The organism is Streptomyces sp. HP-A2021 (assembly GCF_022807935.1).
Lineage (GTDB): Bacteria > Actinomycetota > Actinomycetes > Streptomycetales > Streptomycetaceae > Streptomyces > Streptomyces afghaniensis.
Window position 1 is genome coordinate 9,119,898 of sequence record NZ_CP094344.1, and the last position, 13,085, is coordinate 9,132,982.

Sequence of the window (13,085 nt, forward strand, 5' to 3'; positions counted from 1 at the left end):
TGGTGATCACTGCGAGAGGATCAGGTTGATCTGTTCGTTGGTCTCGTCGAGGCTGCTGACCGGCTTGCCGTTGCCGTAGATGTCCTCCATCGCCGGTGACATGAGCGCCGTCATGTCCGCCGAATAGCTGGCGATCGGGTAGGAGAAGGTCCGGAAGTTCTCCTTGTCGGCCACGGGCTTCGTGAACGACGAGACGTCGATGCCCTTCTTCCGGTACGCGGCGACGGCGGCCTCGGTCCCGGCCTTCGTCGCGGGGAAGACCACGCCGTAACGGCCGACGACCTTCTGGCACTCGTCCGAGGCCAGGTACTTCACCCACTTCTTGGCGCCCGCCTTGTTCTTGGAGGCCTTGGTGACGGAGTCGGCGAGCCCGTTCATCATCGTGGCGCGCTTGCCGGTCGGGCCGACCGGCGTCAGGGCGGTCTTGATGTCCCGGCCCTTGAAGCCCGCGTACGTGGAGATCATCCAGGCCCCGTCGAAGGCGGTGGCGGCCTTGCCCGCCGCGACCTGGGTGTTCGCCTGGTTGGACTGGACGTTGTAGTCGGACAGCGGCGGCATGTAGCCCTTCTTCGCCAGACCGAAGTACCACTGGACGACCGACTGGAAGGTCTTGCTGTCGTACTGGTACTTCGTGCCCCAGCGTGGCTTGTCCAGGTAGCTCCACCCGGCGGAGGCGGCGAAGTTGCTCCACTGGGTCTGGCCGTCGCCGAACCCGCCGCCGTTGGAGGCCAGGCCGTACACCTTGACGTTGTTCTTGTCGAAGCCCGGCTCGTCGCCCCGCTTGCCGTTCCGGTCGATCGTGAGGTGGGCGATGGCCTTCTCGAAGGTGCCGCCGTCCTTGGGGTTCCAGGCGAGGTTGTTCAGCTGCTCGGCGGTGAGCCCTGCTTCCTCCGTCATCTTCGAGTTGTAGAACAGCGCGACGGTGTCCCAGTCCTTCGGGGCGCCGTAGCGGTGGCCGTCCTTCCCGATCCAGTTGGCGGCGAGGCCCGGCTGGTAGTCGGAGTTCTCGATGCCGAGGTCGTCGAGCGGTTCGAGGACCTTCAGGTCGGCGTACTGGCCGAAGTTCTGGATGTGGTCGGTGAACACGTCCGGCTGGGTGCCGGCGATGAACCCGGCGGTGAGCTTGGTCCAGTAGTCGCTCCAGCCCAACTGGGTGATCTTGACGTTCAGTCCGGGGTTCTCCTTCTCGAACCCCTTGGCGCAGGCCTGGTAGGCGGGCAGCTGGTTGGCGTCCCACAGCCAGTACGTGACCGTGTGCGCGGAGGATCCGGCGGCCCCTCCCTGCGCGCATCCGCTGACCAGGGACAGCGCCAGCGCTCCGGACGCCGCGACGAGCGTACGCAGACGAATTCGCATCACAGTCCCCTTACTTGATCCCGGTGAAGCCGATGGAGCTGACGATGCGGCGCGCGAAGCAGGCGAACAGCACCAGCATCGGCAGCGCGGCGATCAGCGTCGCCGCCATGAGCCCGGACCAGTCGACGCCGGTCGCCGGGGTCTGCGCCCGGAAGATCGCCAGCGCCACGGTCAGCACCCGCGAGCTGTCGCTGTAGGAGACCATCAGCGGCCAGAAGTAGTCGTTCCAGGAGGTGATGTACGTCAGCACACCCAGCGTGACGATCGGCGTGGACGCCATCGGCAGCACCACCCGGAAGAAGATCTTGATCTTCCCGGCGCCGTCCAGCAGCGCGGCTTCCTCGACCTCCTGAGGGATGTTCATGAAGAACTGCCGCAGGAAGAACACCGCGAACGGGGTCATGAACATGGTGGGCAGCGCTATGCCGAGGAGCGAGTCCACCAGGTGCAGTTGCTTGATGAGCACGAAGTTCGGCAGCAGGGTGAAGATGGTGGGCACCATCATCCCGGCCAGGAACAGGCCGAACACCTTGTCCCTCCCGCGCCAGCGCAGCCGTGAGAAGGCGTACGCGGCCATCGCGGAGAAGAAGAGCTGACAGCCGGTGATCAGGGTCGATACCAGCACGGAGTTGAGCAGATAGCGCCAGAAGTCGAGCCCGCCGCCGGCACCACCCTGTTTGACGGCCTCCTCGGCCGACTGCATGCCGAGGGCCCGTTCGAAGCCGCTCGTGGTGAGGTCCACGGGCAGGGGGTTGGTCGGATCGGCGTTGAGCCCCGCGTTCGTGGACAGCGCGGTGCGCAGGATCCAGTAGAACGGCAGCAGGGTGATGAGGACGATCAGCCCCATCACGGTCCAGGCGGCGGCCCGCCCGAAGGGGAACCTGCGCCGGACCGGTCGCAGGGTCGTCGACGTCGTTGCCGTCACGGCAGCCATACCGGTGTCTCCTTTCCGTCAGCCGAGGTCGGTCCGGCCGGCCCGGGTGAGCCGGTACTGGAGGACGGTGATCGCGCTCAGCACGACCAGCAGGGCGACGGACATGGCCGAGGCGTAGCCGAACTGGAAGCGCCCGAAGGCGGAGCCGTAGATGTAGTACTGGAGCACGTTGGTCGCGTTCGCCGGACCGCCCGCGGTGGTCACGGCCACGGTGTCGAACACCTGGAACGAACCGATCACCGTCATGATCAGCACGACCGCGAGCACCGGCCGCAGCAGCGGCATGGTGATCCGCCAGAACATCCGCCACTCGCTCGCGCCGTCCACCCGGGCCGCCTCGTACATGTCGCCCGGGATCGCCTGGAGACCGGCGAACAGCAGCAGCGCGGTGTACCCGACGTGCCGCCACACGTTGATGAGCGCGATCGTCGGGATCGCCCAGGTCTCGTCGGCGAGGAACGGGATGCGTTCGACGCCCACGGCGCTGATGATCTCGTTGCCGATGCCGAGCTGGGTGTCGAGGATCCAGAGCCAGACGAGGCCGGCGACGACGTTCGACATCAGGTACGGCGTGAGCACGATGCCGCGCAGCATCGCCGACTGGGTCAGCCGCTGGAGGAGGACGGCGATGGCGAGCGCCGCGACCGTCTGCACACCGATGTTGATGACGACGTACTCGACGGTGACCGTCAACGAGTCCCAGAAGATGGGGTCGTTGACCATGCGGACGTAGTTGTCCAGGCCCACCCACTCGGCCGGCGTCAGCAGGTTGAAGCGGGTGAAGCTCAGGTAGATGCCCCGGAGCGTCGGCCAGAGCAGGAAGACGACGAAGCCGAGCAGCGCCGGCGCGATGAAGAGCGCGGCCAGCCGTCCGTCACCCCGGTTCTCGCCCGTCTCGGTCCGTCGTGTCCTGGGCTTGCTGTGGGCCTCCGCCGCGCCGCCCACGGGCAGACGCGACGGAGGGCTGCTGGAGGCGATGGTCATCGGGAGACTCCCTCGCTGCGGCGGCTCGTCCTCTGGCGGGACTTACTTTTGGCGCGAAACAATTGCCGCGTCAAGAGGGGTGCAAACATCTTTTCGCAGGAACCATCATCGCCTTAGAGTGGTCATGTTGGTTTCAGTGCGAAAGAAAAGGGCGAGGGGAGTCGCACCGACATGACCGCAGGCATCGCCAGCTGGCCGCCGCTGAGCCCGGGGGAGCGCTCGGTGGCGATCGAGGTGCTCGTGCACGGCCCGCTGTCGCGTACCGAACTCGCCCGCAGGCTGGGACTGTCGGCCGGCAGCCTCACCCGGCTGACCAAACCGCTGATCGAGTCCGGCCTGCTGGTCGAGGTGGCCGAGGCGGGCGTGCCGGCCGAGGCGCGCCAGGGCCGCCCCTCGACACCGCTGGACGTCGTCGCCGACTCCTGGTCCTTCCTCGGCTTCAAGATCACCGAGGACATGGTCTACGGGGTCGTCACCACGCTCAGAAGCGACATCGTCGCCCGCCACGACCGTCCGCTCACCACCCACGACCCCGCCGAAGTCGCCGACGTGCTCGGGGGGATGACCGCCGAGCTGCTCCGCGACCACCCCCGGCTCGCCGGGATCGGCATCGGAGTCGGCGGTTTCGTCCAGGACCGCGCCGTCGTCGGCGAGTCCCCCTTCCTGCTGTGGCGGGACGTCCCCCTGGCCGAACTCGTCGAGGAGCGCACCGGGCTGCCCGTGGTCGTCGAGAATGACGTCGCCGCCCTGGTCGAGGCCGAGACCTGGTTCGGCGCCGGACGCGGCCTGGACCGCTTCGTCGTCCTCACCATCGGCGCCGGCATCGGCTACGGGCTCGTCCTGGGCGGCGAGCGGGTGGCCTACGCCGAGGAGGACCGCGGCTTCGGACGGCACTGGATCGTCGACCCCAACGGCCCGCTCACCCCGGACGGCCGGCGCGGCAGCGCCGTCTCGCTGCTGACCATCCCCAACATCCGCTACCAGGTCCAGGCCGCCACCGGCCGCGACCGGACCTACGAGGAGATCCTCGCGGCGGCCGCCGCCGGGGACCCGATGCCCGCCCGGGTCGTCGACGAGGCGGCCCGGGCGCTGGGCACGCTCGTCGCGCAGATCTCCAACTTCGTGATGCCGCAGAAGATCCTGCTCGCGGGGGAGGGGGTCGGGCTGATGGACGTGGCCGGCAAGACGGTCGAGGACACCGTCCGCGACAACCGGCACCCCCTGGCCGCCCCGGTCGAACTGGAGACGAAGGTGTCCGATTTTCACGACTGGGCGCGCGGCGCGGCCGTGCTGGCCATCAAGGTGCTGGTGCTGGGATCGGCCGAAGCGTGAACAGGCTCACGTTTACTGGGAGATGGACGTGATCAGCAACACTGTCCGGAATGCCCGTTTAACTCACGATTACTCACATCGTCTTCACCTGCGGCGACGTATGCTTCACAGCATGTCCACCACTGTTGAATCCTCTTCCCAGCGCACGGCTGACGAGGTCAACGAGGAGATCCGGGCCCTGTGGCGCCGGTCGGGCGGGACACTGAGCGTCGAGCAGCGTGAGGAATACCAGCGGCTCGTCCTGGAGTGGGCCGCCGCGGCCCCGCAGTCCGCGCCCGCGGCCTGAGCGTCAGCCAGGTCCGCTGACGCATCGGACCCTCGTCCCTGGGCACCCCTGATCGAATGGGTGCCCTTCTCGCACTTTCCTCGGCCGTCGTCTACGGCATCGTCGACTTCGCCGGCGGCCTGCTGTCCCGGCACATCCACCACGCCGCCGTCACCTTCCTCGGCCAGCTCGGCGGACTGCTGCTCGCCTGCGCCGCCGCGCTCCTCATCCCCGCCGACACCGTACACACCGCCGACCTGCTGTGGGGGGCACTGTCCGGCGTCGGCAGCGGCGTCGCCATGCGGTTCCTCAACCGCGGGCTGAGCAGCGGCGCGATGAGCGTCGTGGTGCCCGTGAGCGCCGTCACCGGCGTCGCGCTGTCGGTGCTGTGCGGGGTGCTCGTCCTCGGCGACCGCCCGGGGGCACTGGCCTGGCTGGGCATCGGCGTCACGGTGCCCGCGCTGTGGTTCGTCTCCGGAGGCAGGCGCGGTTCGGGCAAGGGGACGGCGGACGGGCTGCTCGCCAGCGCGGGCGTGGCCGTGCAGTACCTCGCCCTCGGGCAGGCAGCCTCCGCGAGCGGACTGTGGCCCGTCGCCGCGGGCCGTGCCGCCGCGGTCCTCGTCCTCCTCCCGGACGCCGTCCGCCACGCCCGCCGGCTGAGGCTGCCGCCGGGCCGCTGCGTCCAGGCCCTGCTCATCGGGGCCGGGGCGGCCCTCGGCCTCGTGCTGTATCTGCTCGCCGCGCAGCGCCAGTTGCTCGCCATCGCCGTCGTCCTCGCGTCCCTCTACCCGGCCCTGCCCGTCATCCTCGGCCTCGCCCTCCTGCACGAACGGATCAGCCGCCGCCAGGCGCTGGGGCTGCTGGGAGCGGGGGTGGCGACAGTGCTGCTCACGCTGGGGTGAGGCAGAGCCGCACCGGTGTCGGCGTGCTCACGCGTCACCCTCGTCCTGCGGCCGCGCGTGGAACCGGAAGCCGACGCCGACCCCGTCCCGTAGCGCTGCCTCGTAGGCGGCCCAGGAGAGTGCGAGATCCTGCCAGGGCAGACCGACCGGGGTGTAGACGGTCACCTGCCCGGCATCGGTGCGCGCCGGGACGGTCCCGTCGACGACCCGGCCCAGTACGGCCGCGGCATCCTCCCGGCGCAGGCCCGCACTGCCCAGCGCGCCGGCCGTCATGGCCAGGTCGAGGTCGTCCACGATGACTCGCGCATGCCGCAACAGCCCGGCATCCAGTTCCGCCTTGCCCGGTTCGTCCGCGCCCAGTGAGGTGATGTGCGCGCCCGGCCGGACATCCGGACGGTGCAGCAGCGGGCGGCGGGACCAGGTCGCCGTGAAGATGCAGTCACAGGTCCGGGCGACCTCCCGCGCACTGCCGACGACCTCGCATGCGAGTCCGGCCCGTTGCCAGACCTCGGCCATCCGGTGGGCCCGTTCGCCGTCGACATCGTGGATGACGAGTCGCTCGACCGTGCGCAACCGGGTCAGCCCGCGCAGCGCCATGTCCGCCTGGGCCCCGGCCCCGACGATCCCCACGGTGCGCGCTCCGGCCGGGCTGAGCAGGTCCGTGGCCAGCGCCGCCGACAGCCCGGTCCGCCACGCGGTCACGAAGGCGGAGTCCAGCAGCGCGAGCAACTCCCCGGTCTCCAGGTCGTGGAGACAGACGACGCCGGAGATCGCCGGGTCGGAGCCCGGGAACTTGGCGTTCACCTTGACCGTGTAGGCGGGGATGTCCGGCAGCAGCCCCGGAAGCAGCACGGCGATGCTCCCGGCGGACGTCGGCAGGCTCTGGCGCACGCGCTGCGGGGCCGTCTGAACGCCGAGGGCCGCGACAAAGCCCTGGCGCAGAGCTCGTAGCATGTCCTGCGGTCTTACCACCCGCTGAAGCTCGGTGGCATCGAGCAGTACGGTCATGAGGCGTCCTCACCCGCAGCGGGCGGCGTCATCCCCAAGTGGCCGAGTAGTGCTGCCGATACGCCTTGCGGTCCTGCTCCGCGCGGATCCACCGGGTCGCCACCAGGGCGACGAGGCTGCCCGCGATGACCAGCAGGCCGGGGCCCACGTTGCGCGGGTCGGTCAGGCGGGTCAGCAGGCCCGACACGTCCTCGCCCGTCACCGGCGCCGACGAGCCGGGCGAGGCGGCGCCCTGCGAGGCCGCCGGCGCGGGGGAGGCGCCTGTGCCGCCGGCCTGCTTGGCCACGATCAGCTTGACGCCCAGCTCGGTCAGCGCCTTCGTCACCGGTTGGAAGAACGTCGTACCGCCCGCCGTGCAGTCCCCGCTGCCGCCCGACGTCACACCGAGCGCGACGCCGTCGGCGAACATCGGGCCGCCGCTGTCGCCGGGTTCGGCGCACACGTTCGTCTCGATGAGGCCGGTGACCGTGCCCTCCGGGTAGTTGACCGTCGCGTTCAGCGCGGTCACCTCCCCCTCGCGCAGCCCGCTCGTGCTGCCGCTGCGGAAGATCTTCTGACCGACCTCCGCGTCGGCCACGCCCGTGATCCGCACACCCTTGCCGTCACCGACCGCCACGACGTCCGCACCCTCGCCCGCGCGGCCGCTGTCGTACTTCACCAGGGAGTAGTCGTCACCGGGGAAGCTCCCCTTGAGCGACGAGCCGACCTGCTCCCGGCCCCGGTCGTCGGCGAACCAGACGGAACCGTCGGGCCCGCAGTGCCCGGCCGTGAGGATGTAGTCCGTCGTCCCGTCGGTCACGTTGAAGCCCGCCGAACAGCGCCCGGCGGTCGACAGGATCGGCTGCGCGCCGTTGACCCGCGTCGTGAACGTGCCCTCGGTGCGCTCCATGCGCACGAAGCCGCCGATGTCCTCCGCGACATCGGTCAGCCGCGACCAGTCGGAGGCGGAGACGGTGCTGTCGCCCCGGACCACCACCTCGTTGCTCTTGTAGTCCAGGGCCCAGGCGGTACCGGGCACCCGGCGCGCCGAACGCAGCGTCGCCGTGGCGGACTTGAGGTCGCTCATGCTGTGGCGCACCATCTTCGCCCGCGCACCGGCGCGCTCGACCTCGTCGGCCGCCTTCTCGTCCGTGACCGCGACGACCGGCCGGCCGGCGGAGTCGACCCAGCTGCCCGCCGTACGGGAGGTGCCGAGCCGGGACACGAGATCGGTGCCCATGCTCGTGGCCGGTCGCGCGGAGTACGGGACGCCGATCGATGGGTCGGGGGGCTCGCTCGCCACGGCGTTTGTGACCATCGCTCCTCCGAGAAGGAGTCCGCCGACGGCCGCCAGCCGTGTCACTCGCCGGACGACCCGTCGTCGTGCGTGCCTCATGCATGGCTCCCGAACCCGAACATCACGGTGTGAACACCGCGGGGCACTCCTTGAGTTGAGTGCCCTCTTCCCATACGGGGCGCGGCCGCACCGTGTTCACCGCACGCGTGATCTCTTCACCGCCGGCCGGCAGCGGGAACGGTCGGATCCAGGTCCGCCGGGGCGGCGAGCAGGGCCCGGCTGCGCGCGTCGCCCCACACCGAGCCCGGATCGACGTAGGGCCGCAGCAGGGCGGTGAGCACGGGGTCCCCGCGTCCGTTCAGCACGTCGGAGGCGATCTTGCGGGCGATCCCGGCGAGGAAGTCCGCCACCTGCACGCGCGCGTCCTCGCGTGCGACGACCAGCCGCAACCCGGCCAGTCCGACCCCCGATCGCCGGGCCGTCTCCTCGATCCAGGCGATGCGGTCCGGCGTCAGCATGTTCTGCCGGTCGTGCACCAGACGGACCGGCCGCCCGTCGCCGCTCCACAGCGCTGCCGTCCGGACGATCGCCGGCAGCAGCGGGTTGAGCACCGGGATCAGGGGCGGCCCGTCCAGGAACGCCGCCCGATAGGACACCGCGCGGGCCCGGGTCGCGGCCAGCCGCTCCAGGATCGCTGTTGCGTCCGAATCCGGACGGGCCCGCCGCAGGGTGTCGACCGTGCCGTAGAAGACCTCCACGGGGGCGCCCGGTTCCCCGTTGTTGCGCACCCGCAGCAGCTGGTTGGCCGCCTCCAGGAACGCCCGCCAGCCGTCCTCGCCGAAGGTCCGGCGACCCCCGCGGAACAGGGTGAGGGCCGCGCCCGGGTCGCCCAGCAGCACACCGACGGCCCGGTCCACCACGAAGAAGGACTTCTCCATGAGATGCACCCGCGCCCGACCGTGGATCGGCCCGTCCGGCGCGAGCAGCCACTCCAGCACCGCGCGGTGCTTCTCCCGCAGCAGGTGGTTCGCCTTGTACTCCTCGGCCGGCGAGCGGATCCGGTCCCGGATCTCCCGCACGGCCGCGGCTGCCGTCGCCACCGACAGCGACACGCTGGCGTGCGCGAACACGTCGGTGTTCCCGGCGGTGAGGTTCTCGCCGTCCGACCCGGACTCGTCGCAGGCGATCTCCAGGAACGGGCCTTCGGCCCGTCCCCGCTCCCCGTCCTCACGATTCCCGCTCACTGCACAGCCCCCTATCGTGTGCCCATGACCAGGATCCCGCACGAGACGTCCGGTGAACCGAATCCCCTGCAAGCCCTCACGCTCGACCATCTGCGCCGCCGCACGAGCATGAAGTGGCGCACCTATCCCGAGGACGTGCTGCTGGTCTGGGTGGCGGAGATGGACGTGCCGCTCGCCGAGCCCGTCGTGCGCGCCGTCACCGACGCGCTCCGCCTCGGCGACACCGGCTACCCCGCCGGTACGGATTACGCGCAGGCGCTGGCCGGCTTCGCCGGGAAGCGCTGGAACTGGGACGGGCTCGCCGTGGAGCGCACCGCGATCGTGCCCGACGTCATGCTGGGCGTCGTCGAGATGCTCAAGCTGGTCACCGGACACGGGGACGCGGTGGTCGTGAACCCGCCGGTGTACCCGCCGTTCTACCACTTCGTCGAGCACATGGACCGGCGCGTGGTTCAGGCCCCGCTCGGGGCGGACGGGCGCATCGACCTCGGCGCCCTGGAGGAGACCTTCCGCCAGGTGGCCGCGGGCGGAGCACGGGCCGCCTACCTGCTCTGCAGCCCCCACAACCCGACCGGCACCGTGCACACCGCAGAGGAACTGTCCGCCGTCGCCGCACTCGCCGAGCGGTACGGCGTCCGCGTCGTCGCCGACGAGATCCACGCGCCGCTCGTGGTCGGCGGCACCGGCTTCGTGCCGTACCTCAGTGTGCCCGGCGCCGAACGCGGACTGTCGCTGATGTCGGCCTCGAAGGCGTGGAACCTGGCCGGGCTCAAGGCCGCCCTCGCGATCGCCGGTCCCGGGGCCGCCGACGACCTGGCCCGGATGCCCGAGGAGGTCGGGCACGGCCCGAGCCACGTCGGCATCATCGCCCACACCGCCGCCCTGCGCGACGGCGTCGCCTGGCTGGCCGCCCTGCTGTCCGGCCTGGACGCCAACCGGCGGCTGCTCGCGGACCTGCTGGCCGAGCATCTGCCCGAGATCCGCTACCGCCCGGGCGACGCCACCTACCTCGCCTGGCTCGACTGCCGCGCCCTCGGCCTCGGCGACGACCCGGCGGACGCCTTCCTGCACCGCGGCCGGGTGGCCGTCAACTCCGGCCTGCCCTTCGGCAGGGGCGGTGCCGGACACGTCCGATTCAACCTGGCGACCTCGCCCGAGGTGATCGGGGAGGCGGTACGGAGAATGGCCGCCGCGCTGCACTGAAAGCCGGGGGCACGCCGCGCGGGACGCGCTCGTAGACTGCCCGCCATGGACGACAGTGCGCTGGACGACCTGGGCGCGGGCAAGTACCTGCTGATCACCAGCTACCGCAGGAACGGTACGCCGGTCGCCACCCCGGTCTGGGTGGTGCGCGACGGGAGCGCGCTCGGCGCCTGGACGCCGGCCGACTCCTGGAAGGTCAAGCGGATCCGCAACCGCGCCGACGTCCTGGTCGGCCCCTGCGACCTGCGCGGCAACCCCACCGGCGAGCAGGTGCCCGCGACGGCGGAGATCTGCGACGCGGCCACCACCGCCCGCTACCGGCAGCTGATCGCCCGCAAGTACGGCCTCGTCGGCCGGCTCACCCTGCTCGGCAGCCGGCTGCGCCGGGGCGTGGACGGCACGGTGGGCATCCGCCTCACTTTGACGCGCTGACCCCGGCTTGGGCACGCGCCTTCCCGCGCTGACCCCGGCATCGGCGCGCGGGATTCCCGCCCCGCCCGCCTGCCCGGCCCGCCTGCGGTGACGCCGTACGAGGCGATGCCGTACGGGGCCCCCGGCTTCGCCGCACGCGCCCTGTCGCGCTGCCCCCGGCTTCGGCACCCGCCCTGTCGCGCTGACACCGCTTCGGCACACACTTCCGGCAAGCGCTTTCCGCGCCGAGGGAGTGGACGGCCCGCCCCCGGGACAGATCACCTGTCATGAGCCGAAATCCCGTCCTGCGCGCAGCCGTCGTCGGCACGGGCCACCGGGCCCAGCTGTTCACCAGGGGCCTCGCCGAACGCCCCGGCCACCGCGTGGCCGCGCTGTGCGACCCCAGCCCGACCCGGATGGCCTTCCACAACCGGCTGCTGGCCGAGGCCGGCGCACCGCCGGCCACCGAGTGGGAGCCCGACCGCTTCACCGACCTGCTCACCGAGGAGGACATCGACGAGGTCGTCGTCACCACCGTCGACGCCGAGCACGACCGCTACATCGTCCCGGCGCTGAAGGCGGGCTGCCGGGTCGTCACCGAGAAGCCGATGACCGTCGACGCCGAGCGTTGCACCCGCATCCTCGACACCGTCCGCGAGACCGGCAACTGTCTGACCGTCGCCTTCAACTACCGCTTCAACCCCGTGCACGAGCAGGTCCGCGCCCTGCTCGCCGACGGAGCGATCGGCGAGGTGCTCTCCGTCCACTTCGAGTGGCTGCTCGACGTGCGGCACGGCGCCGACTACTTCCGCCGCTGGCATCGCGAGAAGCACCACAGCGGCGGCCTGATGGTGCACAAGTCCTCGCACCACTTCGACCTGGTGAACTGGTGGCTCGCCGACGAGCCCCGGGAGGTCTTCGGCTACGGGCGGCTCGGCTTCTACGGCCGTGAGGCGGGGGAGCGGCACGGACTGCGCCGGGAGTACGACCGCGCCCACGGCGCCGACCGGGCCGCCGACGACCCCTTCGCCCTGGACCTCGCGGCCAACGACACCCTGCGCGCCCTCTATCTGGACGCCGAACGCGACGACGGCTACCTGCGCGACCGGAACGTCTTCGACGGGCCGATCACCATCGAGGACGACATGTCCGTCCTCGTGCGCTACGCGCGCGGCGCGACGATGACGTACCACCTGACCGCCTACTCCCCGTGGGAGGGCTACCGGGTGATGTTCAACGGCAGCGCGGGCCGGCTGGAACTGGAGGTCGAGGAGAGCCGCTGGCAGCCGCCGCTGACCCGGGTCACCTCGGCCGCGGGTGCCCTGCACGGGGACACGGCGGCGGAGCACGCGGGCGGCGCCCGCCTCACCCTGCGCCCGCTGTGGCAGCCCCCGGTGGAGGTGCCGCTCGCGGTCGCCCACGAGGCCCACGGAGGCGGCGACCCGCGCATGCTCGACGCGCTGTTCGGCCCCGCCGACCTCACCCGTCCGGCGCACACCGGGGCGGCGACCCACCCGACGGCCACCGAACGCGACGGGGCACTCGCCCTGGCGGTCGGTCTCGCCGCCAACCGCAGCTTCGAGACGGGACGGCCCGTGCGTACCGGCGAACTGCTCCCCGGGATCCGGTGACCGGACCGCCCGTCAGGTCCAGGCCCGGTACGGCTCGTCGATCAGCTGGAAGACCGGCTCACCCCGCACCGGGTCCTTGGCGGTCGACAGCCGCACCCGGTCCCCGCTGTGGATGCCGATGGGCGGGCCCATGACCCGGCCGCGTACGACGAAGCCCTCGGCCATCTCGACCAGGGACACGTTGCGGGCCGCCGGGGTGTTGCGGTGCACCACCGTGGAGTGGCGGACGGTGCCCACGCCCTCGCTGCGCTCCGTCCGCAGCTCGCTGCCGCGGCAGACCGGACACAGCACCCGGTGGTACATGGCGGTGCCGCACCAGGTGCAGCGCTGGTAGAGGATGGCCTCGGTGTCCGGGCCCCTCGGGTCGAGCAGACCCGTCGAGGAGCCGGCTGCCTGCTGAGTGACGGTTCCTGAGTGGTGGTACACGCTGGTCAACTCCCTGCACTCGGCCGGAATCCCGTGTGCGAGGTCACCCGCGCACACGCGTGCCCGGTTCGCCGTGCCACCGTGCACGCAGCACAGAGTATGGCACTCAGTGC

At 71.2% G+C, this 13,085-nt stretch carries 13 protein-coding genes; 6 read left to right on the top strand and 7 right to left on the bottom strand.

What is annotated here, in order from left to right:
* Positions 1 to 6 precede the first annotated feature (6 nt).
* Genes MQE23_RS41030 through MQE23_RS41040 form a run of 3 tightly spaced genes read right to left on the bottom strand, consistent with a single transcriptional unit; the run spans position 7 to position 3,274 of the window.
* A complete protein-coding gene (locus MQE23_RS41030) occupies positions 7 to 1,356 on the bottom strand; it encodes a sugar ABC transporter substrate-binding protein (protein ID WP_037667952.1) in 1,350 nt (449 codons plus the stop codon).
* Between the two features lie 10 nt (positions 1,357 to 1,366).
* Positions 1,367 to 2,290, bottom strand: coding sequence for a carbohydrate ABC transporter permease (locus MQE23_RS41035; RefSeq protein WP_243381845.1), 924 nt, complete (start codon positions 2,288 to 2,290; stop codon positions 1,367 to 1,369).
* 18 nt (positions 2,291 to 2,308) lie between these two features.
* Positions 2,309 to 3,274 carry a sugar ABC transporter permease gene (locus tag MQE23_RS41040; protein WP_037667953.1) on the bottom strand — a complete coding sequence of 322 codons (966 nt, stop codon included), beginning with the start codon at positions 3,272 to 3,274 and terminating at the stop codon, positions 2,309 to 2,311.
* A gap of 171 nt (positions 3,275 to 3,445) precedes the next feature.
* Between MQE23_RS41040 and MQE23_RS41045 the strand changes: the two genes are divergently transcribed.
* From MQE23_RS41045 to MQE23_RS41055, 3 genes are all read left to right on the top strand, one after another.
* Entirely contained in the window at positions 3,446 to 4,606 is a 1,161-nt protein-coding gene (locus MQE23_RS41045; protein ID WP_243381847.1) for an ROK family transcriptional regulator, read from the top strand.
* A 100-nt stretch (positions 4,607 to 4,706) separates the two neighbouring features.
* Positions 4,707 to 4,892, top strand: coding sequence for a hypothetical protein (locus MQE23_RS41050; RefSeq protein WP_037667954.1), 186 nt, complete (start codon positions 4,707 to 4,709; stop codon positions 4,890 to 4,892).
* A 56-nt stretch (positions 4,893 to 4,948) separates the two neighbouring features.
* Complete coding sequence (locus MQE23_RS41055) at positions 4,949 to 5,773, top strand: DMT family transporter (protein WP_243381849.1); 825 nt, start codon at positions 4,949 to 4,951, stop codon at positions 5,771 to 5,773.
* A 27-nt stretch (positions 5,774 to 5,800) separates the two neighbouring features.
* Here MQE23_RS41055 and MQE23_RS41060 read toward each other — a convergent pair whose 3' ends face one another.
* From MQE23_RS41060 to MQE23_RS41070, 3 genes are all read right to left on the bottom strand, one after another.
* Positions 5,801 to 6,781 carry an ornithine cyclodeaminase family protein gene (locus MQE23_RS41060; RefSeq protein WP_243381851.1) on the bottom strand — a complete coding sequence of 327 codons (981 nt, stop codon included), beginning with the start codon at positions 6,779 to 6,781 and terminating at the stop codon, positions 5,801 to 5,803.
* 28 nt (positions 6,782 to 6,809) lie between these two features.
* The gene (locus MQE23_RS41065; RefSeq protein ID WP_037667955.1) at positions 6,810 to 8,156 is read right to left on the bottom strand and encodes a S1 family peptidase; all 1,347 of its coding nucleotides are present in this window, start codon (positions 8,154 to 8,156) and stop codon (positions 6,810 to 6,812) included.
* A gap of 116 nt (positions 8,157 to 8,272) precedes the next feature.
* Positions 8,273 to 9,301, bottom strand: a complete 1,029-nt coding sequence (locus MQE23_RS41070) for a hypothetical protein (protein ID WP_020271211.1) — start codon at positions 9,299 to 9,301, stop codon at positions 8,273 to 8,275.
* Positions 9,302 to 9,325: 24 nt separating this feature from the next.
* On the opposite strand from MQE23_RS41070, the gene MQE23_RS41075 reads away from it, so the two are divergent.
* From MQE23_RS41075 to MQE23_RS41085, 3 genes are all read left to right on the top strand, one after another.
* Positions 9,326 to 10,504, top strand: a complete 1,179-nt coding sequence (locus tag MQE23_RS41075) for an aminotransferase class I/II-fold pyridoxal phosphate-dependent enzyme (protein ID WP_243381853.1) — start codon at positions 9,326 to 9,328, stop codon at positions 10,502 to 10,504.
* A 45-nt stretch (positions 10,505 to 10,549) separates the two neighbouring features.
* On the top strand, positions 10,550 to 10,936 hold the full coding sequence (locus tag MQE23_RS41080; protein ID WP_020271213.1) for a PPOX class F420-dependent oxidoreductase: 387 nt from the start codon (positions 10,550 to 10,552) through the stop codon (positions 10,934 to 10,936).
* 266 nt (positions 10,937 to 11,202) lie between these two features.
* Positions 11,203 to 12,546, top strand: a complete 1,344-nt coding sequence (locus tag MQE23_RS41085) for a Gfo/Idh/MocA family oxidoreductase (RefSeq protein ID WP_243381854.1) — start codon at positions 11,203 to 11,205, stop codon at positions 12,544 to 12,546.
* A gap of 12 nt (positions 12,547 to 12,558) precedes the next feature.
* On the opposite strand, the gene MQE23_RS41090 is transcribed toward MQE23_RS41085, so the two are convergent.
* The gene (locus MQE23_RS41090; RefSeq protein WP_020269655.1) at positions 12,559 to 12,972 is read right to left on the bottom strand and encodes a zinc ribbon domain-containing protein; all 414 of its coding nucleotides are present in this window, start codon (positions 12,970 to 12,972) and stop codon (positions 12,559 to 12,561) included.
* Positions 12,973 to 13,085 lie beyond the last annotated feature (113 nt).

Bases quoted from the DNA above. Each gene is read 5' to 3' on its own strand.
- MQE23_RS41030 (WP_037667952.1), bottom strand. From the start codon at position 1,356: ATGCGAATTCGTCTGCGTACGCTCGTCGCGGCGTCCGGAGCGCTGGCG.
- MQE23_RS41035 (WP_243381845.1), bottom strand. From the start codon at position 2,290: ATGGCTGCCGTGACGGCAACGACGTCGACGACCCTGCGACCGGTCCGG.
- MQE23_RS41040 (WP_037667953.1), bottom strand. From the start codon at position 3,274: ATGACCATCGCCTCCAGCAGCCCTCCGTCGCGTCTGCCCGTGGGCGGC.
- MQE23_RS41045 (WP_243381847.1), top strand. From the start codon at position 3,446: ATGACCGCAGGCATCGCCAGCTGGCCGCCGCTGAGCCCGGGGGAGCGC.
- MQE23_RS41050 (WP_037667954.1), top strand. From the start codon at position 4,707: ATGCTTCACAGCATGTCCACCACTGTTGAATCCTCTTCCCAGCGCACG.
- MQE23_RS41055 (WP_243381849.1), top strand. From the start codon at position 4,949: ATGGGTGCCCTTCTCGCACTTTCCTCGGCCGTCGTCTACGGCATCGTC.
- MQE23_RS41060 (WP_243381851.1), bottom strand. From the start codon at position 6,781: ATGACCGTACTGCTCGATGCCACCGAGCTTCAGCGGGTGGTAAGACCG.
- MQE23_RS41065 (WP_037667955.1), bottom strand. From the start codon at position 8,156: ATGAGGCACGCACGACGACGGGTCGTCCGGCGAGTGACACGGCTGGCG.
- MQE23_RS41075 (WP_243381853.1), top strand. From the start codon at position 9,326: ATGACCAGGATCCCGCACGAGACGTCCGGTGAACCGAATCCCCTGCAA.
- MQE23_RS41080 (WP_020271213.1), top strand. From the start codon at position 10,550: ATGGACGACAGTGCGCTGGACGACCTGGGCGCGGGCAAGTACCTGCTG.
- MQE23_RS41085 (WP_243381854.1), top strand. From the start codon at position 11,203: ATGAGCCGAAATCCCGTCCTGCGCGCAGCCGTCGTCGGCACGGGCCAC.